General features: G+C 70.2%; 21 protein-coding genes. 10 read left to right on the top strand and 11 right to left on the bottom strand.

The features are described from left to right. Positions 1 to 126: 126 nt before the first annotated feature. The 3 genes from AAHG09_RS26810 to AAHG09_RS26800 all read left to right on the top strand — a co-directional run bounded on the left by AAHG09_RS26810 (position 127) and on the right by AAHG09_RS26800 (position 3,936). Entirely contained in the window at positions 127 to 1,677 is a 1,551-nt protein-coding gene (locus AAHG09_RS26810) for an FAD-dependent oxidoreductase (RefSeq protein ID WP_342110552.1), read from the top strand. A gap of 78 nt (positions 1,678 to 1,755) precedes the next feature. Then, positions 1,756 to 1,962 (top strand): hypothetical protein, encoded by a 207-nt coding sequence (locus tag AAHG09_RS26805; protein ID WP_342110550.1) that lies wholly within the window; start codon positions 1,756 to 1,758, stop codon positions 1,960 to 1,962. A gap of 291 nt (positions 1,963 to 2,253) precedes the next feature. Continuing rightward, a complete protein-coding gene (locus AAHG09_RS26800; RefSeq protein ID WP_342110548.1) occupies positions 2,254 to 3,936 on the top strand; it encodes an acyl-CoA dehydrogenase family protein in 1,683 nt (560 codons plus the stop codon). A gap of 90 nt (positions 3,937 to 4,026) precedes the next feature. Here AAHG09_RS26800 and AAHG09_RS26795 read toward each other — a convergent pair whose 3' ends face one another. Together AAHG09_RS26795 and AAHG09_RS26790 are read right to left on the bottom strand one after the other, a co-directional pair. Further along, positions 4,027 to 4,203 carry a hypothetical protein gene (locus tag AAHG09_RS26795; RefSeq protein WP_167627699.1) on the bottom strand — a complete coding sequence of 59 codons (177 nt, stop codon included), beginning with the start codon at positions 4,201 to 4,203 and terminating at the stop codon, positions 4,027 to 4,029. A 97-nt stretch (positions 4,204 to 4,300) separates the two neighbouring features. Beyond that, positions 4,301 to 5,569 (bottom strand): glycosyltransferase family 4 protein, encoded by a 1,269-nt coding sequence (locus tag AAHG09_RS26790; protein ID WP_342110547.1) that lies wholly within the window; start codon positions 5,567 to 5,569, stop codon positions 4,301 to 4,303. 112 nt (positions 5,570 to 5,681) lie between these two features. Between AAHG09_RS26790 and AAHG09_RS26785 the strand changes: the two genes are divergently transcribed. From AAHG09_RS26785 to AAHG09_RS26765, 5 genes are all read left to right on the top strand, one after another. Further along, positions 5,682 to 6,950, top strand: a complete 1,269-nt coding sequence (locus AAHG09_RS26785; protein WP_342110546.1) for a glycosyltransferase — start codon at positions 5,682 to 5,684, stop codon at positions 6,948 to 6,950. Between the two features lie 322 nt (positions 6,951 to 7,272). Continuing rightward, positions 7,273 to 7,626: a phasin gene (locus AAHG09_RS26780; RefSeq protein WP_342110545.1), complete on the top strand. Its 354-nt coding sequence runs from the start codon at positions 7,273 to 7,275 to the stop codon at positions 7,624 to 7,626. 192 nt (positions 7,627 to 7,818) lie between these two features. Continuing rightward, entirely contained in the window at positions 7,819 to 8,469 is a 651-nt protein-coding gene (locus tag AAHG09_RS26775) for a hypothetical protein (protein WP_342110544.1), read from the top strand. A gap of 118 nt (positions 8,470 to 8,587) precedes the next feature. Beyond that, positions 8,588 to 9,847, top strand: a complete 1,260-nt coding sequence (locus tag AAHG09_RS26770; RefSeq protein ID WP_342110543.1) for an N-acetylmuramoyl-L-alanine amidase — start codon at positions 8,588 to 8,590, stop codon at positions 9,845 to 9,847. Positions 9,848 to 10,015: 168 nt separating this feature from the next. Then, entirely contained in the window at positions 10,016 to 12,442 is a 2,427-nt protein-coding gene (locus AAHG09_RS26765; protein ID WP_342110542.1) for a penicillin-binding protein 1A, read from the top strand. 365 nt (positions 12,443 to 12,807) lie between these two features. Here AAHG09_RS26765 and purQ read toward each other — a convergent pair whose 3' ends face one another. The 5 genes from purQ to AAHG09_RS26740 all read right to left on the bottom strand — a co-directional run bounded on the left by purQ (position 12,808) and on the right by AAHG09_RS26740 (position 16,232). Then, positions 12,808 to 13,488, bottom strand: a complete 681-nt coding sequence (purQ, locus tag AAHG09_RS26760) for a phosphoribosylformylglycinamidine synthase subunit PurQ (RefSeq protein WP_342110541.1) — start codon at positions 13,486 to 13,488, stop codon at positions 12,808 to 12,810. Further along, complete coding sequence (purS, locus tag AAHG09_RS26755) at positions 13,488 to 13,727, bottom strand: phosphoribosylformylglycinamidine synthase subunit PurS (RefSeq protein WP_342110540.1); 240 nt, start codon at positions 13,725 to 13,727, stop codon at positions 13,488 to 13,490. Before purS ends, purQ begins: the two co-directional genes overlap by 1 nt. Before the next feature lie 115 nt (positions 13,728 to 13,842). Beyond that, positions 13,843 to 14,082, bottom strand: coding sequence for a hypothetical protein (locus AAHG09_RS26750; RefSeq protein WP_342110539.1), 240 nt, complete (start codon positions 14,080 to 14,082; stop codon positions 13,843 to 13,845). A gap of 113 nt (positions 14,083 to 14,195) precedes the next feature. Continuing rightward, on the bottom strand, positions 14,196 to 14,795 hold the full coding sequence (locus AAHG09_RS26745; protein ID WP_342110538.1) for an ActR/PrrA/RegA family redox response regulator transcription factor: 600 nt from the start codon (positions 14,793 to 14,795) through the stop codon (positions 14,196 to 14,198). 45 nt (positions 14,796 to 14,840) lie between these two features. Continuing rightward, positions 14,841 to 16,232, bottom strand: coding sequence for an ActS/PrrB/RegB family redox-sensitive histidine kinase (locus AAHG09_RS26740; protein WP_342110537.1), 1,392 nt, complete (start codon positions 16,230 to 16,232; stop codon positions 14,841 to 14,843). 276 nt (positions 16,233 to 16,508) lie between these two features. On the opposite strand from AAHG09_RS26740, the gene AAHG09_RS26735 reads away from it, so the two are divergent. Further along, positions 16,509 to 17,786 carry a polyhydroxyalkanoate depolymerase gene (locus tag AAHG09_RS26735; protein ID WP_342110536.1) on the top strand — a complete coding sequence of 426 codons (1,278 nt, stop codon included), beginning with the start codon at positions 16,509 to 16,511 and terminating at the stop codon, positions 17,784 to 17,786. A 236-nt stretch (positions 17,787 to 18,022) separates the two neighbouring features. Here AAHG09_RS26735 and AAHG09_RS26730 read toward each other — a convergent pair whose 3' ends face one another. From AAHG09_RS26730 to AAHG09_RS26720, 3 genes are read right to left on the bottom strand one after another with little or no spacing between them, the layout of a single operon-like run. After that, a complete protein-coding gene (locus AAHG09_RS26730; RefSeq protein ID WP_342110535.1) occupies positions 18,023 to 18,955 on the bottom strand; it encodes an ABC transporter permease in 933 nt (310 codons plus the stop codon). Continuing rightward, a complete protein-coding gene (locus AAHG09_RS26725) occupies positions 18,921 to 19,880 on the bottom strand; it encodes an ABC transporter permease (protein WP_342110534.1) in 960 nt (319 codons plus the stop codon). Before AAHG09_RS26725 ends, AAHG09_RS26730 begins: the two co-directional genes overlap by 35 nt. 19 nt (positions 19,881 to 19,899) lie before the next feature. Continuing rightward, the gene (locus AAHG09_RS26720; protein WP_342110533.1) at positions 19,900 to 21,690 is read right to left on the bottom strand and encodes a peptide ABC transporter substrate-binding protein; all 1,791 of its coding nucleotides are present in this window, start codon (positions 21,688 to 21,690) and stop codon (positions 19,900 to 19,902) included. Between the two features lie 187 nt (positions 21,691 to 21,877). On the opposite strand from AAHG09_RS26720, the gene AAHG09_RS26715 reads away from it, so the two are divergent. Next, positions 21,878 to 23,296: a M20 family metallopeptidase gene (locus tag AAHG09_RS26715; protein ID WP_342110532.1), complete on the top strand. Its 1,419-nt coding sequence runs from the start codon at positions 21,878 to 21,880 to the stop codon at positions 23,294 to 23,296. A gap of 169 nt (positions 23,297 to 23,465) precedes the next feature. Here the strand turns inward: AAHG09_RS26715 and AAHG09_RS26710 are convergent, their stop codons facing one another. Next, entirely contained in the window at positions 23,466 to 24,074 is a 609-nt protein-coding gene (locus AAHG09_RS26710; protein WP_342110530.1) for a PAS domain-containing protein, read from the bottom strand. Positions 24,075 to 24,237: the final 163 nt, after the last annotated feature.

The following is a 24,237-nucleotide window of genomic DNA, read 5'->3' as shown; positions in this document are numbered from 1 at the left end:
GAAAGGGCTCGCCCTTTCGAAACCCCAATTTGGGCCTGCGACCGCAGGGCCCGGAAACCCTTCGCCGCCTCGCGGTTTGATGCGCGCGGGCCGAAACAGCCCGGGCCGGCATCGAGCGCGACACGCATGGACCAGGACAAGCCCCGCGAGATCCGCCTCGCCCTCGATGCCATTCCCGTCGGCGGCAAGGCCGAGGGCAAGGCGGGCGACGACGCGGTCCTGTTCGTGCGCGACGCGGACGGCGTGCGCGCCTTCCAGGCCAAGTGCCCGCATCTCGGCGCGCCCCTCGCCAAGGGCGAGATTTGTGGCGGCCGGCTCTACTGCCCGTGGCACAAGGCGGCCTTCGCGCTGTCCGACGGCAGCCTGGAGGAGCCCCCGGCGCTGGAGGCGCTGACCCGCTATCCCGTCCGGATCGAGGGCGGCGAGGCGGTGGCGACGCTCACCCCCGAACCGGCCCCAGCCAAGCGCGCCGCGGCGCCCGTGGGCCACGTCCTGATCGTCGGCACCGGTGCGGCCGCCGTCGCCTGCGTGACGACCCTGCGCCGCGAAGGATTTTCGGGCCGGATCACGATGGTCGGCCGCGAGGGACATCCGCCCTACGACCGGACCAAGCTGTCCAAGCAGTTCCTGGCCAAGCCCACGCCGCCGGAAAAGACCCTGCTGGAGCCGGATTTCGCCGCCGCCCACCAGGTCGAGCGAATCGAGGCCGAGGCCACCCGGGTCGACCCGGCCGCCCGCAGCGTCACCCTGGCGGATGGGCGCACGCTCACGGGCGACGCCCTGCTGATCGCCACCGGCAGCCGCGCCGTGGTGCCGGATTTCGAGGGCAAGGACCTCAACGGCGTGATGACGCTGCGCAGCCTCGACGATGCCGTGCGGCTCAGCGAGGCCGCCGAGCAGGCCAAGCGCGTCGTGGTGATCGGGGCGGGCTTCATCGGCCTGGAGGCGGCGGCCTTCCTGACCAAGCGCGGCCTGTCGGTGACGGTCTTGTCGCGGGAGGAGATCCCCTTCGCCAAACGCTTCGGCGAGGCCGTGGGGGCGGCGCTGAAGCAGTACCATTCCGGCAACGGCATCACCCTCGTGACCGGCACCGTCGCCCGGATCGCCGGCAACGGCCGCGTCGCTTCGGTCGAGACCGAGGATGGCGGGAGCCTGCCGGCCGATCTCGTCCTGATCGGCGCCGGGGCCGCGCCGGAGACCGGGATCGTCGCCGGCGTGGAGCCGGACGAGAAGGGTGGCCTGCGGGTCGGCGCGGACCTCACGCTCGCCGATCGGGTCTGGATCGCGGGCGACATCGCGGCCTTCCCGGAGCACGGCAGCGGCGTCACCGCGCGGATCGAGCACTGGCGGCTCGCCCAGCAGCACGGCACGCACGCCGCCCAGGCGATCCTGGGGGCGCAGGGCGATTTCGTCGCTGCGCCGTTCTTCTGGAGCAACCAGGGCGACAAGCGCCTCGACTACGGCGGCTACGCGCCGGATTTCGAGCGGATCATCCTGCAGGGCGACCCGGCGGCGCTCGACTTCATCGCCTACTATGTCCGGGAGGGTCGGGCGGTCGCGGCCTGCAGCATCGGCCGCAACAAGCCGTTCACGGCGTTCCTGCACCTGCTGGGCGAGGGCCGGGTGCCGGATCCGGCGGCGATCGAGGGCGGTGCCGATTTGGCCGCGCTGGTGTGATGGAACCTGTACCCGCACCCACGCCTTTCGCTTGACGCCGCCCGCCGTCCGAGAAGCCGGGCCGAGCCGGGAGGCCCCATGAACCAGATCCTCGTCGTCGCCCTCATCTGTGCCGCCTCGGTCCAGGCCCCGGACTGCTCGCGCGACACCGCCATCGACGTGGTCACGGGCCCGGCCCACACCCTTCAGGAATGCCTGATCCAGGGCCCGGTGCTCGCCGCCAATTCCGGCTTCAAGGGCGAGGACGGCGCGTACGTGAAGACGCGTTGCGAGCAGAAGCGCTGAGCTTGGGCGGGGTTTTCTAGAAACTGAGGGACCGGGCCTGCCGCGCGCCCTCCCTCCCCCGCAAAGGGGGGGAGGGAGGTTTGCGGATCCGGCGCCTCTCCGAATCCAAGGCCGGATGCGTGACTCGCGACGCGATCAGGCTGTCCGCATCGCCAGACTCTCTCGAAGTCTCTTCCCAAGTCCCGCGCTGTTCAACTTCAGTTCAAGACGCCGCAAACGAAATCTGCTTCGGCTTGCGCCGCGAACGGGTTAAAAGGCACGATCCAGAAAAACGCCAGGCGAGCAAGAACCATGTCCGCATCCCCCGCGATCCAGACCGAGCCGCAGGACCTCGTGTCCCTGACCAAGAGCGCAGGCGAGAGCGCCAAGGCGCTGGCCGCCGAGGCCACCCGCCGGGTCCGCACGCGGATCCTCGGGACGGACGGGCGGATCGACGCGGCCAAGCTCGAAGGCCAGCAGCACGCCGCCCACGGGCTCGCGTGGCTCGCCACCTACGCGGAGGCCATCGCCGAACTCGGCGGCTACGCCGAGCGCCTTCAGGCCGAGGGCCGGTTCGGGGAGACCGAGTCGCTCCTCGTTCGGATCGGGGCGGGCGAGTATCTCGACCAGCTCTTCTCCGGCATCCCGATGAGCCAGGGCGAGATGGTCCGCCCCATCGGGTCGCTGGGCCTCTCCGCCAAGGAGGTGGCGCAGTACCGCACCGACGCGGTCGAGACCCTGATCGCCGAGGGCAACACGCCCGAGAACCGCGCCGCCCTGGTCGCCCAGATGCGCGACGGCAGCGGCGCGGCGACGGTCGGCGCCTCGGGCCTCGACGAGGACATGGAGGCGATCCGCTCCGAGATGCGCCGCTTCGGCAAGGCCGAGGTGGTCGATCAGGCGCATGAGTGGCACCTGAAGAACGCCTACATCCCCATGGAGATCGTGACCAAGATGGCCGAGCTCGGCGTCTTCGGCCTGACGATCCCCGAGGAATACGGCGGCATGGGCCTGCCCAAGACCGCCATGTGCGTGGTCTCGGAGGAGCTGTCCCGCGCCTATATCGGCGTCGGCTCGCTCGGCACCCGCTCGGAGATCGCCGCCGAGCTGATCCTGTGCGGCGGCACCGAGGAGCAGAAGCAGCGCTTCCTGCCGAAGATTGCGTCCGGCGACATCCTGCCCACCGCCGTCTTCACCGAGCCGAACACGGGTTCGGATCTGGCCAGCCTGCGCACCAAGGCCGTCAAGGACGGCGACACCTGGAAGATCAGCGGCAACAAGACCTGGATCACCCATCCGGTCCGCGCCGACATCATGACCGTGCTGGTCCGGACGAAGCCGGAGGAGAAGGGCCACAAGGGCCTCTCCATGCTGATCGCCGAGAAGCCCCGCGGGACGGATGAGGAGCCGTTCCCGGTCCAGGGCCTGTCGGGCGGCGAGATCGAGGTGCTCGGCTACCGGGGCATGAAAGAGTACGAGCTGGCCTTCGAGGGCTTCGAGGTCCCGGCCGCGAACCTGCTCGGCGAGGTCGAGGGCAAGGGCTTCGCCCAGCTCATGCAGACCTTCGAGTCGGCCCGCATCCAGACGGCGGCCCGCGCCATCGGCGTGGCCCAGTCGGCCCTCGATGTCGGCCTGCGCTACGCCGAGGAGCGGGTGCAGTTCGGCAAGCCGCTGGTCAGCTTCCCGCGGGTCGCCGACAAGCTCGCCATGATGGCGGTGGAGATCAACATCGCCCGCCAGCTCACCTACTTCTCGGCCCGCGAGAAGGACGAGGGCAAGCGCTGCGACCTCGAGGCCGGCATGGCGAAGCTGCTCGGCGCCCGCGTCGCCTGGGCGGCGGCCGACAACGCCCTGCAGATCCACGGCGGCAACGGCTTCGCGCTGGAATATCCGGTCAGCCGGATCCTGTGCGACGCCCGCATCCTGTCGATCTTCGAGGGCGCGGCCGAGATCCAGGCCCAGGTGATCGCCCGCCGGCTGCTCGAAGCCGCCTGACGACCGACCGGGCGGCCCCGCCGCCCGGCATCGTCGGGGCTCCGCCCCGACACCCTGCCAAAGGGCCCCAGGCCCTTTGGAAGCCCAGGCCTACTTGGTGATCTTCACCGACACCGGGTCGCTCGACGGGAAGGTCTCCTCCAGGGCCTCGTCGAGCCGCTCGTTGAGCTTCTCCTGCTTGTTGTCGGGGTGCTTCGCGTCGCCCGGCTTGGCGCTGCCCTGCTGGAAGCCCGGCTTGGTCTCGTTCCGCTTCTGCTCGTCGGCCATGTCGCTCGCTCGTCCGTGACGGGGGCACGCAAGGGTGCCGGTGCGGAACAACGCAGGCGAGGGCGGGTGTTTCCGATTTTTCGGGGGTCGCGCGGCATCAGGCCGTCGCGGTCGGCCGCTCGGCCACCCGGGCCACGACCGGACCGCGGGCATCGGCGCCGCGCATCACGGTCTCGTAGACGCGTGCCAGACGGTCGAGATGGGCGTCGAGGCTGAGCGGTGCCGACCAGTAGCGGTCGTAGGCGGCCCGGCCCATCCGGGCGGCGCGATCGTCATCGGCCAAGCTGCGCAGATGTGCGGCCAGCGCCTCGGGATCGCCCGAGCGGAACCAGAACCCGGTCTCGCCGTCGACCACCGCCTCCCGGCCCGCGCAGACGTCGCTGACGATCACCGGCGCGCCGCAGGCCAGCGCCTCGTAGACGGTGAGCGGCTGGCCCTCGTACCAGACGCTCGGGAAGACCAGCGCCCGGGCCTGCCGCATCAGCGCCTGCACGGCGTCCGCCGGGCGCCAGCCGAGCATGACGGCCTCAGGGTAGCGCGCCGCGAGATCGGCCCGTTCGGGTCCGTCGCCGACGAACACCGCCCGCGCCCCCGCAAGCCGCGCCGCCTCGGCGAAGATCGGCGCACCCTTCTCGGTGGAGATCCGCCCGACGAACAGGAAATCGCCCGGCGGCCCATCCCGCAGCGGCGCCTGCGCCACCGCGATCGGGTTGTCGACCCGGTGAAACACGGTTCCCGGGGGCAGCAGCGGCCGCACCACGCGCTCCTGCAGGTCGCTGATCGTGATGACGTGGGAGAACAGTTCGGGCAGCCGGGCCACCTGCTGCAGCCCGACATGGCGGACCATCCGGGCGACCTTGCGCGGATAGCTGCGCGCGTCGCAGTTCGCCACGATGCAGGAGGCCGACATCGGCGTGCGGTGGCAGATCTGCTGCTCGGGGTAGGCGTAGAAGCCGCCGGTCGGGCAGACCAGGAAGAACTCGTGCATCGTGTACAGGCAGGGCAGCCCCGAGGCCCGCAAAGCCGTGCCGATCGACGGCGAGAGCGCCTTGGCGAAGGCGTGGACGTGGACCACGGTGTCCCGCGGATCGCAGGCGGCGAGTTCCCGGGCGAGCGCCCGGCTGGCCGCGCCGTTCCAGATCGCCTGGGCGGCGAAGGCCAGCTTGTTGCGCGTCGTGGCGATATCGTCCTGCCCCAGGCAGACGACGCGGATGCCGGCGGGTTCGAGCCGCGGATCCACCGGCCCGACGGCGGCGAACAGGCTGACCCGGACCCCGCGGGCGGCGAGCCCCAGGGCGGATTCGATCGCCACCTTGGCCTGGCCGCCGTTGATCGAGGCGTGGTCTGCGACGAGGACGACGTGCACGGTCGTGTTTCCGAGGCTCAGATCTGGAACGAAGACCTGTAACCGCTGGCGGTTGATCCCCCGTAAACCGGTCTTCGCCATCATCCCGGCAGCAGAGACCGGGGCTATCTCCATGCACGTCGTGATCCTGGCCGAGTTCGCGTCCGCCAGCGGCGGCGCCGAGAAGGTCGCGCTGGAATCGGCCCGGGGGCTCGCCGAGGCCGGCGTCGCGGTGACCTATCTCCAGGCGATCCCGGGCGCGGCCGATCCGCTGCTCGCGCATGGCAACATCCGGCGGGTCGTGCTCGGGCTGCCGGATATCTGGTCGCTCGGCGGGGCCAGGGCGGCGGCGGCCGGGATCTGGCACGCGGAGGCCGCGCGCACGCTCGCGGCGGCGCTCGCCGCCCTGCCGGAGCGTCCGGACTGCATCCACCTGCACCAATGGACCCGCGCCCTGTCGCCGGCCGTCTTCCCGGTGCTGTCGGGGGCGGGCGTGCCCCTGGTGGTCACCCTGCACGACTACGCCCTGGCCTGCCCGAACGGGGTCTATTACCGCTTCGACCGGGCCGAGCCCTGCGGGCTGACGCCCCTGTCGGCCGCCTGCATCGTGGCGCCCTGCGACGCGCGCAGCCGCGCCCACAAGCTGGTGCGCGTCGCCCGCACCGTGGCGCTGCGGCAGGCCGTAAAGGGGCGACCGCTCCACGTGGTCCATGTCTGCGACGCCAGCCGGCGGCGGATGGGCGACCTGCTCGGCGGCACCGCCGTCACCCACCACCGGATCGACAATCCGGTCCGGATCGCCGAAGGGCCGGCGGCCGCACCCGAACGCGGCGACGCGATCGCCTATGTCGGGCGCCTGACCCGCGAGAAGGGGGCCGACCTCGTGGCAGACGCCGCCCGCGCGGCCGGCCTGCCCGCCCTGTTCATCGGCGCCGGGCCGCTGGAGGCGGAACTGCGCGCCCGGGACGGCGTGGAAGTGATCGGCTGGCAGAGCCCCGACGCGGTCTGGGAGATCCTGCGCCGCCGCGCCCGGGCGCTCGCCGCGCCGTCACGCTGGTACGAGACCGGGCCGCTCACCGTCTACGAGGCCCTGGCGGCCGGGATCCCGGTGGTGGCCTCCGACCGGTCCGGGGCCGCCGAGAAGGTCCGGCATGGGCAGACCGGCTTCGTGGTCGCCCCGGAGGCCGGGGCCCTTGCGGCGGCCTTCACGGCCCTGCGGGACGGGGCACGCGTCCGGGACCTCGGCGCCCGGGCCTACGCCGAGGCCCGGGCGACGCCGATGACGCTGGCAGCCCATGCGGCCGCCCTCCGGACGCTCTATGGCGGCCTCGCGGCGGACGTTCCTGCTGCGATGCAGCATCATGCAGGATCGGTCAGGGACGCCGATTCCGGGGCTGTCTGATCGCAGCGGCCGCATCAAGATTTCACGGCCCGTCAATTGCCCTCTAGACAAGAGGATGGATTTTTGTAAACCGATGGCCGACCCGAATCAGCAGTTCATGCCGCCGCAATAAACGGCATAGCTTAGCCGTGAGTCTAGTTCATCGGCGCGTTCCCGGCCTGATAACTGTCCGAGATCATGGATCCGGCATTTTATCGATGCGCAGCGGGTCGCCCCCGGCTCAGCAACATGCACTTGACTTCTTGTTGCAGTGCAACATATACGAGCGCGTCACGGCGGACGCAGCCGGCGTCCCGCTCCACGAATCGACCTGGAGACTTCGATGCAGACCCCGAATTTCGAGATGCCGACCGAGATGCGCGACTTCGCCGAGAAGAGCGTCGACCAGGCCCGCAACGCCGTCGGCACCCTGATGGCCAACGCCGTCAAGGCCACCGAGCAGGCTCAGGCTTCGGGCCAGACCTTCCAGTCGACCTTCAGCGCTGCGATCGCGAAGGGCTTCGACCACGCCCAGGCCAACGCCAACGCGACCTTCGACTTCGCGCAGAAGCTGGTGCGCACCAAGGACCTGCGCGAGGCCTTCGAGCTGCAGTCCGAGTTCGTCCGCAGCCAGTTCGCCGCCTTCCAGGCCCAGGCCAAGGATTACGGCGCCCTCGCCCAGAACGCCGCTCGCTAAGGGCTGGCTTCCCCCGGTCCGCAAGGATCGGGGGTGTTCCAACGATTCGGGCGGCCGCTTCAGACCGGCCGGATCCCATGATTCGGCGCCCGGGCGTCGCAGGTCCGACGCCGGCAGGCCGGAGGCGGGCCGACCAACGCGCAAGCGGGCGCACAAGCGGGTCGGCTGAAGCGGACAGGAGGAGATCGCGCGATGGGAAAGCCGCGTCGGCCGAAAACGAGCCGTCCCAACTGGCAGCCGAAGCCGCCCCTGGACACCGAGATCCCCGCTCCCCCCGAATCCGTGTCCGAGGTGCCGGCAGACGAGTCGGACGTGTCCGTGGCGGCCCTGTCGCGCGCCGCGTTCGCGGAGGCCGAGCCGGTCCTGGCGTCAGCCCCGGCGGCGGATTCCCTCGCCCAGGCCGAGCCTGAATCCGATCTTGCCGATCGCATTGCCCACGCCGTGAGCCCCCCCGAGGCGGATCGCGACGCAGAGGCTCCTCACGACATCCCTGGCGAATCGCGTGCGGATGACGGCGTGGATCCGGAGACGGAACGCCATGCGGTCCCCGCGCCGGACCTCGTCCCCGCCGTGGTACAGAGCGTCGCCGAGCCCTCGGCGCTGAACCGGCTGATGTTCGCGCCCGATCGCGTCGATATGATCGAGATCGGCTCGACCATCGCCCGTTACATGCAGGACGAGGGTGTGGCTGCCCTGGCGCATTTCCGGGCCTTGTCGGATGTCCGCACGCCGGCCGATCTGATCCGCCTGAACGTCAATGAGGCTCAGCGCGCCGCCGACGCTTCCCTGAGTTGCTGGGTCACGGTGATGGGCAAGGCGAGCCGCGCCGTCGCCTTTCGCTGAGGCCGGTTTGACGCTCCGCCGCGGCGTCGGCTTCCGGACCGGGGCGGTTGCGGCAACCGCGCGTTAACCCTATCGGTCCCATGCCGTGACGGAGGGCACGGGAAACCCAACCGCACCGATGCCGAGCTGCGCGCGCCTGATCCGTTCCGTCTGCCTCTGCCTCGCCCTGGCGTTCGCGCCGGCGCTGGCGGGTCCCCCCGCGGCTGCGCAGACCGGCGACAAGCCCGCCATCGCCATCGGGGCCGACCTCGCGAGCCAGGGCGGCACGACGCGCCTCACCCTGACCCTGTCCCGGGCGGTCGAGGCCCGCGGCTTCGTGATGGAGCGGCCCGACCGGGCGGTGATCGACCTGCCCGAGGTCAACTTCCAGCTCGAATCGGGTACCGGCAGCCGCCGGGACGGCCTCGTCCAATCCTTCCGCTACGGCCTGTTCGCCCCCGGGCGCTCGCGCATCGTGATCGACCTCGCCAACCCCGCCACGGTGGGCAAGATCGAGACGACGACCCGCGCCAAGGACGGCGCCGTGCTGCTCACGATCCCGCTCCAGCGCACCGACCGCGAGGCGTTCCGCAGGGCCGCCGCCGCGGCCGATCCCGCCCCCGCGCAGGCCCGCGCCGCCGCCCCCGAGCCGGCCGACCAGCGCCCGCTGATCATGGTCGATGCCGGCCATGGCGGCACCGATCCGGGCGCCATCGCGGTGGGGGGGGTGTTCGAGAAGGACATCGTGTTCGGCTTCGCCCAGGCGCTCGTCGAGAAGCTGGAGGCGGGGGGGCGCTACCGGGTCCGCATGACCCGCGACCGGGACGTGTTCGTGCCCTTGGCCGAGCGCGTGCGCCTCGCCCGGGAGGCCAAAGCCGACCTGTTCGTGTCGATCCACGCCGATTCGATCTCGGCCGCCCCGCAGGTGCGCGGCGCCACGATCTACACCAACTCCGAGAAGGCGACCGACCTCGAATCCGCCAAGCTCGCCGAGCGCGAGAACCGGGCCGATGCCGCCGCGGGTGTCGACGCCGCCGAGGCGCCGCCGGACATCGCCGACATCCTGCAGGAACTCACCCTACGGGAGACCCGCGGCTTCTCGTCGGGCTTCGCCCGGACCCTGATGGGCCAGCTCTCCCCGGTGATGGAGATGAGCACCAAGCCCCACCGCGAGGCCCGCTTCGTGGTGCTGCGCTCCCCCGACGTGCCGAGCGTGCTGGTGGAGCTCGGCTACCTGTCGAGCAAGCGCGACCTGGAGATGCTGCAATCGCCGGAGTGGCGGGCGGGCGTCACCGGCTCCATGGCCAAGGCGATCGACCTGTTCTTCACCAATCGCGCCACCCTGGGACGACCCACGATGACGCGTCGCTCGGCCGCCGTCGCCCCAGTTTTACCATAGAGTAAGTGTGGATACGGGCCGTCCGAACGCCCGCTCGCAGCCGTCGCACCGGCATTTCGAGGGGGCCTCACGGGATCATCCGAGGGCCGGCCGCATCGTGCGCGGCGGCCACGCGCCGGGTGAGCCGATTCCGGCATGCCGCCGGGCCAGCGACGAGCGGAACACCGGATGCGTCTGATCCTTCGTTTCTTCGGGATCCTGTTCAGCGCCGGCGCGGTGGTCTTCGTGCTCGCCGCCGGGGCCGGCGCGTACTTCTACTGGAAGTACAGCCAGGACCTGCCCGACCACGCGGCGCTCGCCAATTACGAGCCGCCGGTGATGACCCGCATCCACGCGGCCGACGGCTCGCTGCTCGCCGAATACGCCCGCGAGCGCCGGCTCTACCTGCCGATCCAGGCGATGCCGAAGATCGTGGTCGCGGCCTTCCTGTCGGCCGAGGACAAGAACTTCTACAAGCATGGCGGCATCGACCCCGAGGGGATCGTCCGCGCCGTGCTGACCAACGCCAAGAGCGGCAAGAAGCAGGGCGCCTCGACCATCACCCAGCAGGTCGCCAAGAACTTCCTCCTGTCCTCCGAGCAGACCTATGACCGCAAGGTCAAGGAAGCGCTGCTGGCGCTCCGGATCGAGGCGGCCTACTCCAAGGACAAGATCCTCGAACTCTACCTCAACGAGATCTTCCTGGGCACGATCGTCCCGGGCCGCAACCTGCACGGCGTGGCGGCGGCGGCGCTCGACTATTTCGGTAAGTCGGTCCACGAGCTGACCATCAACGAGGCGGCCTACCTCGCCGCCCTGCCGAAGGGGCCGAACAACTACCACCCCTACCGCAAGACCCAGGCGGCCCTCGACCGCCGCAACGAGATCATCCGCCTGATGGCGGAGAACGGCTACATCACCAAGGACGAGGCGGACGCCGCCAAGAAGATGCCGCTCGGCGTCAACCCGCGCGTCGCCTTCCCGAACGCCGCCAACGCCAACTACTTCACCGAGGAGGTCCGCCGCGAGATCTCCGAGCGCTACGGCGAGAAGAAGCTCTACGAGGGCGGCCTCTCGGTGCGCGCCACCCTCGATCCGAAGATGCAGGGCTGGGCCCGCAAGGCGCTGGTCGACGGCCTCGTGCGCTACGATCAGGCCCATGGCTGGCGCGGGCCGGTCACCCGGGTCGATCTGACCGGGCGCGACTGGGGCATGGCGGCCGCCGAGGTTCCGGCGCTCGGCGACGTGGCGCCCTGGCGGCTCGCCGTGGTGCTGGGCAATGGCGGCGGCGGCGTGCAGGTCGGCCTCCAGCCCAAGCGCGAGGCGTCCGGCCAGGTGGGCAAGGACCGGGAGACCGGCGTGATCACCCCCGAGGGGATGCGCTGGGCCGGCCGCGCGAATCTCCAGCCCGGCGACATGGTGTATGTCGAGGCGATCGAGGGCGGGAAGGGCCAGTTCCGCCTGCGCCAGAAGCCTGAGGTCTCCGGCGCGATCGTGGCCATGGACCCGAATACGGGCCGCGTGCACGCGATGGTCGGCGGCTTCTCGTACGACGAATCCGAGTTCAACCGCGCCACCCAGGCGATGCGCCAGCCCGGCTCCTCGTTCAAGCCGATCGTCTATTCGGCGGCCCTCGACAACGGCTACACCCCGGCGTCGATCGTGCAGGATTCGCCGATCACCATCGAGGCCGGCCCCGGCCAGGAGGCTTGGTCGCCCTCGAACTACGACGGCAAGTCGGGCGGCCCGCACACCCTGCGCTACGGCATCGAGCACTCGAAAAACCTGATGACGGTCCGGCTCGCCAAGGATGTCGGCATGCCGCTCATCGCCGAGTACGCCCGCCGCTTCGGCGTCTACGACGACATGCTGCCGGTGCTGCCGATGTCCCTCGGCGCGGGCGAGACCACGGTGATGCGCATGGTCACCGCCTACTCGATGCTGGCCAATGGCGGCCGACGCATCCGGCCGACCCTGATCGACCGGATCCAGGACCGCACCGGCGAGACGATCTACCGGCACGACAACCGCAAATGCATCGGCTGCGACGCCGAGAAGTGGTCGGGCCAGGACGAGCCGAAGCTGGTGGACGATTCCGAGCAGGTGCTCGATCCGCTGACCGCCTACCAGATGGTCTCGATCATGGAGGGCGTGGTCCAGCGCGGCACCGCCACGATCCTGAAGCAGATCGGCAAGCCGCTCGCCGGCAAGACCGGCACCACCAACGACGCCAAGGACGCGTGGTTCGTGGGCTTCTCGCCGGATCTGGCGGTGGGCATCTACATGGGCTTCGACAAGCCCCGCTCGCTGGGCGACCGCGCCACCGGCGGCGGGCTGGCGGCGCCGATCGCCCTGGAATTCCTGAAGACCGCCCTCAAGGACAAGCCGCCGACCCCGTTCCGCGTGCCCCCGGGGATCAAGCTGATCCGCATCAACCTCGCGAGCGGCACCCGCGCCGGTTCGAGCGAGGGGGCGGGGACGATCCTGGAGGCGTTCAAGCCCGGCACCGCCCCGCCGGATTCCTACGTGGCGCCGTCCGGCGGCAGCCAAGCCCCCGCGGCGGCGGCCGTCCCGGCCGATCCCGACCGGGCCGCGCAGGCGGGTGGGCTGTATTGAGGACGGGGCTGAGCCGCGTCTCCCTACCCCTCTGCCGGCTCGTCGATTCACACATTTCCGCTCGAGAACGGGCACGAAGGTCGCTGCGTTTCTCCCTTCCCCGCAGTGGGGGAGGGAGACGCGCGTGCAAGATCCTGTTGTGTAAGCATCGTCGCCCGTAGAGGGGGGCGGGAAATCAGCGCCGACGCCGCGCATCCCCGACGTCCGAACAGAAAAAAGCCGCCCCGGATGGAGCGGCTTCGAGGAGTCTTCAGGGAGGCATCAAACAGAGCGGACGAGATGTCCAACTCGACATCCAGATCTCTGGATGCCTCTTTATGAATCAGAAGCCTTAACGAACGGTAAATACCAGTCTTCGCGACAGTTCACGCGGCCAGACTGTCGAACAGCCCGCGCCCGTCTGTCCCGCCGATCAGGTCTTCGACGAAATTTTCCGGATGCGGCATCATGCCGAGGACGGCGCGGTTCTCCGAGAGGACGCCCGCGATCGCGTTGAGCGACCCGTTGCGGTTGGCCTCCACGGTGATGGTGCCCTCCGCGTCGCAGTAGCGGAAGGCCACCCGGCCCTCGCCCTCGATCCGCGCCAGGGTCTCGGGATCCGCAAAATAGTTGCCTTCGCCGTGGGCCACGCAGACGTCGATGACCTGACCCTGTCGGTAGGCGCTGGTGAAGCGGGTGTCGGTCCGCTCGACCCGGAGCGTCTGCCGGTGACAGATGAAGCGCCGGTTCACGTTGCGCATCAGCACGCCCGGCAGGAGGCCTGATTCGCACAGGATCTGGAAGCCGTTGCAGATGCCGAGCACGAGGCCGCCCCGGGCCGCATGCGCGCGCACCGCATCCATGGCGGCGGCGCGGCCCGCGATCGCCCCGCAGCGCAGGTAATCGCCATACGAGAAGCCGCCCGGCAGGACGGCGAGGTCGGTGCCGGCCGGCAGGTCGTGGTCCGCGTGCCAGACGAGGCTCACCTGCGCGCCCGACCGGCGCAGGGCCCGGACGACATCGCTCTCGCGGTTCGAGCCCGGGAAGACGATGACGGCGGCGTGCATCAGAGGATCTCGATCGCGTAGTTCTCGACCACCGTGTTGGCCAGGAGCTTGTCGCAGGCCGTGCGCAGCGTCGCTTCGGCGGCGGCGGCATCCGTGGCCGACACCTCGATGTCGAAGACCTTGCCCTGCCGCACCCCCTCGACACCTTCGATGGCGAGCGACTTGAGCGCAGCCTCGATCGCCTTGCCCTGCGGGTCCAGCACGCCGTTTTTCAGGGTGACGATGATACGGGCTTTCATGGGTCGTCGGATCTCGCGCGTCGCCGGAACGAGGGCATAACCTGCGGCAACGTTTCACAGGATGCCGCAGATCTCTAGTAGCAGGAAGGCCGCCCGCCTGTCGAACGTTGCCCGCCTATCGCCGGGATGAAACGGTACCCGCGCGCAGGGGCTCGATGCTGGTCGCCCGGCGCCAGAGCTGCAGCATGATCCAGGCGGCGAACAGGCTGAACACGCCCATCAGGACATGGCCGACCCGGTCCCCTAGATCGAACAGGCCGGCCAGCGCCCAGCCGGCCGCGATGGCCACGGCGAACACCTCGGTGCCGACGAGGACCATCATGCTCACGATGGTGATGGCGTTGCGCCCGTTCACGCGATCGACCCCTAAAACTCGCACGGGTCCCGGACGGAACCGTCCGAGACCCGTGCAGCTAACCCACCGGGACCGGCCTGTGCAACCGATCCACACGAATCAGAGGCGATCCTTCAGCGCGGCGCGCGCTTCGCCAGGATCCGCTGCAGCGTCCGCCGGTGCATGTTCAGGCGCCGGGCGGTCTCGCTGACATTGCGGCCGCACAGCTCGTAGACCCGCTGGATGTGCTCCCAGCGGACCCTGTCCGCCGACATCGGGTTCTCGGGCGGGTCGGCCCGCTCGCCGGGCTGCGCCATCAGCGTGCCGTGGATCTCGTCGGCATCGGCGGGCTTGGCGAGATAGTCGAAGGCGCCGAGCTTCACGGCGGTGACGGCGGTCGCGATGTTGCCGTAGCCGGTCAGGATCACGCCCCGAGCCTCCGGCCGGCGCTCCTTCAGGCGGGCGATCACGTCGAGGCCGTTGCCGTCGCCGAGGCGCATGTCGATTACCGCGAAGGCGGGGGCCCGCGCCTCGACGGCCGAGACGCCCTCCGCCACGCTGTCGGCCACCTGCACGTGGTAGCCGCGGCTCTCCATGGCGCGGGCCAAGCGCGTCGAGAAGGGCTTGTCGTCATCGACGATCAGAAGGCTGCGGTCGGAGAAGGCGGCCAGCGGATCGGCATCGCTGATCACGGCAGCGTCGGTCGCCGCCGCGGTCCCGGGCTGCGTGAGCATCGGGCATTCCTTTCGGGTTTTCGTCGTCGGGTTCTTGGTCTGTCCTTATATAGGGACGACATCGCGCGGCGGCAGGGGGTGCCGGATATTGAGTTCCGGCGAATGACGCGGGACTGCCCCGCGCTCGAAGATGTGCCGGGCCCAGGACACGCGCACCACCGCCCCATGGGCCTCCGGACTGGGCATGTTCATCAGGACGAGCTGGGCGCCGGAGCGCTCGATCAGGGTTTTCGCGATGAACAATCCGAGGCCGAGCCCTGCCCCGACGGTGCCGCCCGTTTGCGGCCGATCCTGGCTGCGGGTGGTTACGTAGGGCTCGCCGGCGCGCAGCAGAACCTCGCTGGAGAAGCCGGGGCCATCGTCGCGGATCTCGATCCAGACCCGCTCCTGGGTCCAGCGCCCCTCCACGGAGACCCGGGCCTCGGCGAAGTCCACCGCATTGTCGAGGATGTTGGCGAGCCCGAACATCACCCCCGGGTTGCGGCGGCAGGCCGGCTCCGGCCCTTCCCCGAGGCTCGTGACGTCGAGCGCGGTGCCGAGCGCCCGCTGCGGCGCCACCAGCTCCTCCACGAGGTGGCTGAACGTCACCGTCTCCAGGAAGCCGGCGCCCGCGCCGTCGCCGTCGAGGGAGGTGAGCTTGCCCAGGATGCCGCGGCAGCGGTCGACCTGCTCGCGCAGCAGGTTCAGATCCTCCGCCACGGTGGGCGAAGCCGTGGGGCCGAGCTGGCGGATCAGCTCCTTGGTGACCACCATGATGGTGCCGAGCGGGGTGCCCAACTCATGCGCGGCCGCCGCCGCCAGCCCGTCGAGCTGGGAAAGGTGCTGTTCCCGGGCGAGCACGAGTTCGGTCGCCGCCAGAGCCTGGGAGAGGAGCCGCGTCTCCTCCGCGACCCGCCACGCATAGACGCCCGTGAAGGCGGTGCCGAGCAGGATCGCGGTCCAGACGCCTGAGACGTACAGGAACGGCAGTTCGATCCGCCCGTCCGCGAACCAGGGCAGCGGCCGGTGGACCAGGGCCAGCAGGGTCGCGAGCCCCACTGCCAGCAGGCCGAGCGCCAGCGTCCGCTCGGGCGGAAGCGCGGTGGCGGAGATCAGCACGGGGGCGAGGAACAGCAGCGAGAACGGATTCTGGAGCCCGCCCGTGAGGAACAGGAGGGCGGCGAGCTGCACGATGTCGAAGGCCAGGAGCAGCGCCGCGGAATCGTCGCTGAGCCGGTAGCTCGCCGGGAAGCGGATCCGCAGCGCGAGGTTCAGCCAGGACGAGGTGGCGATGACCAGGAAGCACCAGCCGAAGGGCAGCGGCAGGCCGAGGCCGAACTGGGCGCCCACCACGGCGGCGCTCTGGCCCGTGATGGCGAGCCAGCGCAGGCGGACGAAGGTGTCGAGCCGCAGGTGTCGCGCGTCGTGGACGAGGCCGTTGAGATCGGTATCGGGCATGGACTGCTTCAGTCGAGCGTCGGACGGACCGGTCCGGCGCGAAATCTTCACCGAACCCACCACTGTTCAAGTCCGGCGATGTCGCGGATGCCGGACGCCGGCAAGCCGTCCGGGCCGAATCGTCACAGGCGTCGTCGTCACAGGCAAGTCGTCCCACCTGGGTATGTTCCATTATCCTTCAGGGTGGAACATTATCCTGCCGATTCGGATTACAGGGGGTTCCATCGCCGGTGGGCGCGGGGCGTCGCTGGCCGGATGACGACCCGCGAGGTAACGATGCTCCTGGCCTATTCGCTATACGAGGGCGCCCGCGCCCTGATGACGCCGGCCCGGGTCGCCGCCGATCTTACGCGCTACGGCCTCCAGATCCCCGGCAATCCCCTGGCCTACGGGCCCTACGCGCGGGCGGTCAGCGCCGGCTGCGAGATGTTCGAGCGGGTGACCCGCCAGTACGGCAAGCCGGCCTTCGGCTTCACCGAGACGCTGGTCGACGGCCAAGCGGTGCCGGTCAGCGAGCGGGTGGTCTGGGAGCGGCCGTTCTGCCGCCTGATCGCCTTCGACCGTGCCTTCGCGACGCCCCCCGCCGAGGCGCAGCCGAAGCTCCTGATCGTGGCGCCGATGTCGGGCCATTACGCGACGCTGCTGCGCGGCACCGTGGAGGCGATGCTGCCGAACCACCGGGTGTTCATCACCGACTGGACCGATGCCCGGATGGTGCCGCTGCTCGCTGGGCGCTTCGACCTCGACGACTACATCGACCACCTGCAGGAGATCTTCGCCTTCCTGGGTCCGGACCTGCACGTCATGGCGGTGTGCCAGCCGGCGGTGCCGGTCCTCGCCGCCGTGGCGCTGATGGAAGCCGCCGACGAGCCGGCCGTGCCGAGCTCGATGACCCTGATGGGCGGCCCGATCGACACGCGCCGCTCGCCCACCGCGGTGAACTGCCTCGCGCAGGAGCGCGGGCAGCAATGGTTCGAGCAGAACACGATCAGCCTCGTGCCGCCGATCTATCCGGGGGCGTGGCGCCGGGTCTATCCGGGCTTCCTGCAGCTCTCGGGCTTCATGGCGATGAACCTCGACCGGCACGTCACCGCCCATTCGGACATGTTCGACCATCTGGTGAGGGGCGACGGCGACTCGGCCGAGAAGCACCGGGAGTTCTACGACGAGTATCTCGCGGTGATGGACCTCACCGCCGAGTACTACCTGCAGACGGTCGAGACCGTGTTCGTGAACCACGCCCTGCCGAAGGGGGAGATGCGGCACCGGGGCGTCCCGGTCGATCTCGCCGCCATCCGCCGCTGCGCGATCCTGGCGATCGAGGGCGAGAACGACGACATCTCGGGCGTCGGCCAGACGAAGGCGGCCCTCGACCTGACGCCGAACCTGCCGGAGGCGCGCAAGGCCTATCACCTCCAGGCGGGGGTGGGCCATTACGGGGTGTTCAACGGCTCGCGCTACCGCACGGTGATCGCGCCGCGGATCGCGGCCTTCATCCGCGCCATGCAGGCGGTCCCGGCCGCGCGGGGCGGGCATCTGCGGCAGGTGGGCTGAGCGGGCCGCGGGTTTCCCGTTCTCGTAAAGCTACGGGCAGCACAGGTTTGAGGCGGGCAGGCAATGACCGATCGCGGCCTGCTCCCTCTCCCGCACGGGAGAGGGGACCCGCGCCTCATCCTGTCGAAGGGCAAGCCCGCGGGGGCGTCAAACCTGTGTCGCTCGTCGTCCGCCGAGGGGGAGGGAGATACGCGTGCCGTGATGCGATCTCCGGTCACCGGACGACCCTCAACCCCTTACAAAACCCGTCGCGGGTCGAGGGCGTCGCGCAGCCCGTCGCCGATGAAGTTGATCGACAGCACCGTCAAAAAAATCGCGCCCCCCGGGAACAGGGCCCAGTGCGGGGCGACGTCGAGGTGGTCCTTGGCGTCGAACAGGAGCCGCCCCCAGGTCGGGATATCGGGTGGGAAGCCGAGACCCAGGAACGACAGGGTCGATTCCGCGATGATCGCCGCCGAGACCTCGATCGAGGCCGCCACGATCACCGGACCCAGCGCGTTCGGCAGGATGTGCCGGCGCACGAGGTGCCCGGTGGTCGCCCCCTGCGAGCGGGCCGCCTCCACGAACTCCTTCTCGCGCAACGTCAGGAACTGCGCCCGCACCAGCCGGGCGACCGGCATCCAGCGCAGGCCCCCGATCACCGCGACGATCATCAGGAACACGCCGCCCTGGCTGCCGAACACGGCCTTCAGGCTGTCGCGGAACAGGTAGATCACGAGGAGCAGCAGCGGCAGTTGCGGCAGCGACAGGAACAGGTCGGTCAGCCACATCAGCACCGGGTCGAGGAGCCGGCGCGACATCCCGGCGAGGGCGCCCACCAGAACCCCGATCAGGCTCGCCACCGCCATGGCGGCGAAGCCGACCGCGAGCGAGATCCGGCCGCCATAGATCATCCGGGCGAGCAGATCCTGGCCGAGATCGTCGGTGCCGAACGGGTGGTCCCAGGACGGGCCCTGGAGCTGGGCCGCGAAGTCGATGTCGTCGATGGCGACCGGCCAGAGCAGGCCGCCGAACACGACGCCGGCCACCAATACGGCAAGGACGCCGACGCTCGCCAGCGCCAGCCGGTGCCGCCGGAAGCGCCGCCACGTCTCCCGGCCCGGCGAGGCCGGCGCGCGGGCGACGGGCACCGCCTCATCGGAGGGCGATGCGAGGGTCGAGCCAGCCATAGAGCAGGTCCGCGACGAGGTTGAACAGGATGACGAGGCCGGCGAACACGAAGGTCACCGCCATCACCACCGGCGTGTCGTTGGACAGCATCGCGTCGATCAGCAGCGAGCCGATGCCGGGGATCCGGAAGATCTGCTCGGTGACGATGGCGCCGCCGAACACCGCCGGGATCTGCAGGGCCACCAGCGTCACCACGGGGATCAGCGCGTTGCGGGCGATGTGCCGACGGGTCACCGTGCCCTCCGACAGGCCCTTGGCGCGGGCCGTGGTGACGTAGTCGAGCCGGGCGACGTCGAGCGCCGAGGCGCGCACGTAGCGGGTGTAGGAGGCGGCCTGGAAGAAGCCCAGGACCGCCACCGGCATGATCGCCTGCCGGATATTCGCCCAGAGCCAGGGCAGCCCGGAGCCCGGCAGGTCGGCCTGGTAGACGAAGGGCAGCCAGCCGAGCTTGATCGAGAACAGCAGGATGAACAGCAGGCCGGTGAAGAAGGTCGGCAGCGAGAAACCCACAAAGGCCAGGGTGTTGGCGACCTGATCGGCGAGCGAGTAGGGCCGGCGCGCCGCATAGAGGCCGACCGGGATCGCGATCAGCAGCGCCAGAACCTGGGAGGAGCCGACCACGAACAGGGTCGTCGGCAGCCGCTGCAGGATCAGGGTGTCGACGTTGACCCGGCTGGCGAAGGAGAAGCCCCAATCGCCGTGCAGCATGGCGGTCAGCCAGCTCAGATAGCGGGTGAAGATCGGGTCATCGAGGCCGAACTTGACCCGGAGCGCCGCCCGGACCTCGGGCGGCACGTTCGGGTTCGCGGCGAGTTCGCCGAACGGGTCGCCCGGCGCGAGCGCCAGGACGACGAACAGGATCAGGCTGATGCCGAGCAGGCTCGGGATCGCGATCAGGAGCCTGCGCAGGATATAGGCGCCCATCGGACGCTCCCCCTCCCGCTCAGGCGTCCCGGTACCAGTCGGGCAGGAACGCCAGATCGTTGTCCCAGCCGCTTCGGGGCGCCGTCAGGCTCGCGCCGACCGCCGAGACCTCGGCCCGGTGGATCAGCGGCAGCACGTTCTCGGAGACCGCGAGATCGTTGCATTTGATGAGCAGCGCCGCCCGCTTGACCGGTTCGAGCTCGCTCTGGGCGGCGTTGTAGGCTTCGTCGTAGGCGTCGCTGCGCCAGCGCACGACGTTGCGGCCCTGCCACTTGTTGGCCTTCTGGGCCACCTCCCACGACGCGTACATCAAGAGCCAGATCGCCGGATCGGCCTGGGTGGCGCCGTAGGCGTACATCTCCATGTCGGCGTAGAAATGCGTGCAGGTGTCGGGGTTGGCCGGGTCGGAGGAGAAGAACACCGAGCCGGTCACCGATTTCAGCTCGGTCTCGATGCCCGCCTTGGCGGCGGCCTGCTTGATGATCGCCTGGGTCTTCTGGCGCGGGGCGTTGATCGAGGTCTGGAAGACGAGCTTGAGCTTCTTGCCGTCCTTGGCGCGGATGCCGTCCGAGCCCTTCGCCCAGCCGGCCTCGTCGAGGAGCGCGTTGGCCTTGGCCGGATCGAAGGCAAACGCCGTGTTCTTCGAGACGAAGCGCTCGGGGCCGTTCACCGTGTTGGCGGTGGCCTTGCCGGTGCGGCCGTAGATGTAGGTCTGGATCGACTTGCGGTCGACCAGGAGGTTCATGGCCCGGCAGACCTTCGGGTCGGAGAAGGCCGGGTGCTTGGTGGTGATAGAGGACCGCTCGCCGTCGACCTCGACGTTCGGGTCGGTGGCGTTCAGCAGCAGGAATTCGAGCTTACCGCCATAGACCACGTCGACCCGGCCCTTGCCGCCGGTCTCCAGGCGCTTGAGCACCTCGTCCTCGATCAGCATGTTCCAGGCATAGTCGTACTCGCCGGTCTGGAGCACCGCGCGGGCCGCCGAGACCGCATCGCCGCCGCCCTTCATCTCGATCGTGTCGAAGTAGGGCCGGTTCGGCAGGTGGTAGTTCGGGTTGCGCTCGCCGCGGACGATGTCGCCGGGCCGGAACTCCACGAACCGGTACGGGCCGGTGCCCACCGGGGCGAGGTTCTGGGGCGCGTCGCGGGATTTCGCGCCGCTGTAGGGGCCGAACAGGTGCTTGGGCAGCACCATCCCGACGACGCCCACGAAGGCATCGCACCAGAACGGCGTCGGCTTGTCGAACAGGACCCGGACGCTGAGGTCGTCGATCTTCTCGACCTTGCAATCCTTGTAGGAGCCGGTCGTCACCGCCGCGGTGGCGGGGTCGCGGGCGTATTCCCAGGTGAACACGAGGTCGTCGGCGGTGAGCGGCTTGCCGTCGTGCCAGGTCACCCCGGGCTTGAGCGTCCAGACCACCGAGCGGCCATCGGCGGCGAGCGCCCCGTTCTCCCGGGACGGGATGGAGGCGGCCAGCACGGGGGTCAGGTTGCCGTCCGGGTCCCAGGCGGCGAGCGGCTCGTAGAAGATCCGCGAGGCGTCCTGGTCCTTGGTGCCGACCGCGAAATGCGGGTTGATCAGCGTCGGGGCCTGCCACCAGAGCAGCTTGAGGGCACCGCCGCCGCCGGCCTTGGTCGGCTTGTAGCCGGCCCGGATGTCGGCCGCCAGCGCGACCCCGTTGCCGGCGAGCATCAGCCCGGCCATGGGGGCGGTGAGGCCCAAAGCCACCATCCGCTGCACGAAGGCGCGCCGCGACAGGCGGCCGTCCTTCACGCGTCCGATGAGGCCGTGCAGATCCCGCTCGTCCATAATCATCCCTGGTTGTCGCCGCGATCGGCACAGCACCATTCCGGGGGCGGGCTTGGCAAGGGGCGGGCCAGTGACGGTTCAATCGAAACGTGTTGACGATCCTGTATTCCGGACGCCTTCATGGCCTCGCCCCTGCATGCAGGGGCGCTTTGTGGATTCGATCGGTACCGCGCCCGGAGACGACACGATGGACAACCGCAACACCGTGTGGCGCCACGTCGACGCGCAGAAGGAGCGGCTGATCGCCCTGTCCGAGCGGGTCTGGGGCATGCCGGAGGTCTGCTACACGGAGACGCGGTCCTGCGCCGAGCACGTCGCCGAGCTGCGCCACCAGGGCTTCCGGGTCACCGAGCAGGTCGCCGGCATCCCCACCGCCGTGATGGGCGAGGCGGGGGAGGGGGGGCCGGTCATCGCCTTCCTCGGCGAGTACGACGCGCTGCCCGGCCTGTCGCAGGAGGCGGGCGTGGCCGCGCATCGGCCGATCGAGGCGGGCGGCCACGGGCATGGCTGCGGCCACAACCTCCTCGGCTCGGCGGCCCTGCTCGCCGCCACCGCGGTCAAGGACTGGCTCGCCGAGACCGGAACCCCCGGCCGCGTGCGCTATTACGGCTGCCCGGCCGAGGAGGGCGGGGCCGCCAAGGCCTTCATGGTGCGTGCCGGCGCCTTCGCGGATGCCGACATCGCCATCTCCTGGCACCCGGCGAGCTTCTGGGAAGTCGCACCGCCCGCCGCGCTCGCCAACACCCGGGCGGACTTCACCTTCACCGGGCGGACCGCCCACGCGGCGGCCGCGCCGCATCTCGGGCGCTCGGCGCTCGACGCCGTCGAGCTGATGAGCGTCGGCGTGAACTACATGCGCGAGCACATGCCATCCGACGCCCGGGTCCACTACGCCTATCTCGACGCCGGCGGCATCGCGCCGAACGTCGTGCAGGCGCGGGCGCGGGTGCGCTACTCGATCCGCGCCCGCGACCTGCCCGGCATGCTGGCGCTGGTGGAACGGGTGAAGAAGATCGCCGAGGGGGCCGCCCTGATGACCGAGACCGAGGTCGAGGTGCGGATCGTCAGCGCCGTGTCGAACCTCCTGGGCAACACGCCGCTGGAGCAGGCGCTCCACGGGGTGATGGAGGAGCTGGGCCCGCCGCCCTTCGACGACGCCGACCGGGGTTTCGCCGACCAGATCCGGGCGACGCTCAGCGACGGCGATATCGACGCCGTGTTCCGCGCCATCGGGATGCCGCGCACCGAGGCGCCCCTCGCGGATTTCCTCGTGCCCCTCGACGCCCCGCGCAACCCCGCGATCGGCTCGACCGATGTGGGCGACGTGAGCTGGGTCGTGCCGACCGTGCAGGCGCACGCGCCGACCGTGGCGGTGGGCACGCCGTTCCACACCTGGCAGGTGGTGGCGCAGGGCAAGACCCCGGCGGCCCACAAGGCGATGGTGCAGGTCGCCAAGGCGATGGCGGCCACCGGGACCCTGGCGCTCACCGATGCGGGCCTGCGCGAGGCCGCCAAGGCCGAGCTCGCCCGGCGGCGGGGCGCGGCCGGCTACGTCTCGCCGCTGCCCCCGGAGGTCGAGCCGCCGCTGCGCATGTCGCTCGCGTGAGGCGGAGACGTCCCGGCGCGTCTCCCCTCTGCGCGAGCAGGAGGTCGGGATTGCCGGGATGTCGCCCAGGACGATCGCGTCGCGCTTGCCCCCCGCCGCAACGCGGGGGCCGTCACGCCGCCGCGACAGGACCGCGCCGGCACGGCGTGACGCCGCGCGGCCGATCCGATCAGTGCAGCTGGGCGAGCCGGGCGCGCACCTGCGCGCGGGCCAGGCTGAAGCCGAGTTCCAGCAGCAGCGCCTCCGTCGAGGCCAGGGCCTTCGGCTCCCCGAGATCCTTGAGGGCGCGGTAGCTGGTCAGAACGAGGTCGACGACGTGCTCGAGCGGCGGCGTCGCCTGGGAGATCCGTGACGCGACAAGGGGATCGTCGCCGCTGTCGCTCTGCGTGATGTCCACCACGATGCCGCGGCCCGACACCACGGCGCCGGTCTCGTCGGGGTCGAACTTCCCGCGGGCCAGGATCCGGCGGATCTGACCGTCCGCCGAACACACCCGGTGCTCGGCGATGAACCATCCGCCGGCCTCCGCGCATCCGAGGATGTGCTTCATGACGTGCGCGCGGTCATCCGGGTGGACGCCGCCGTTGAAGGTCGCGAACGGGATGCCGGCTGCGCCGAACTCGGGCGTGAAGCCGAACAGCAGAGCGACGATGGGGTCGGCGATCACGATGCCGCGGCGCACGTCGATCTGCCAGCGACCCACCGTATCGGCATCGTCGAGAACGGTCTGCAGCTCCTCGTGCCCCGGATGGGCGTGCACGCCTCCCGACATTCGCATCGGCCTGGTTCCCCCAAATCAGTCAGTCTGCAACTACAGATAGCACACGACTTAATTGTGGTCACATCAAGCAGTTAATCCACCGGCCGATCGCGCGTGAACAAGTCCCGGCGCGTCTTCGTAGGCTTCGTCGCCGAGGCAAGACACGCCGGGATGCGGTTCC

The organism is Methylobacterium guangdongense, from assembly GCF_038442355.1.
In the GTDB taxonomy this organism is placed as follows: Bacteria; Pseudomonadota; Alphaproteobacteria; order Rhizobiales; family Beijerinckiaceae; genus Methylobacterium; species Methylobacterium guangdongense.
Note: the sequence above shows the minus strand (reverse complement) of the source record. Positions and strands in the feature narration are given on the sequence as shown.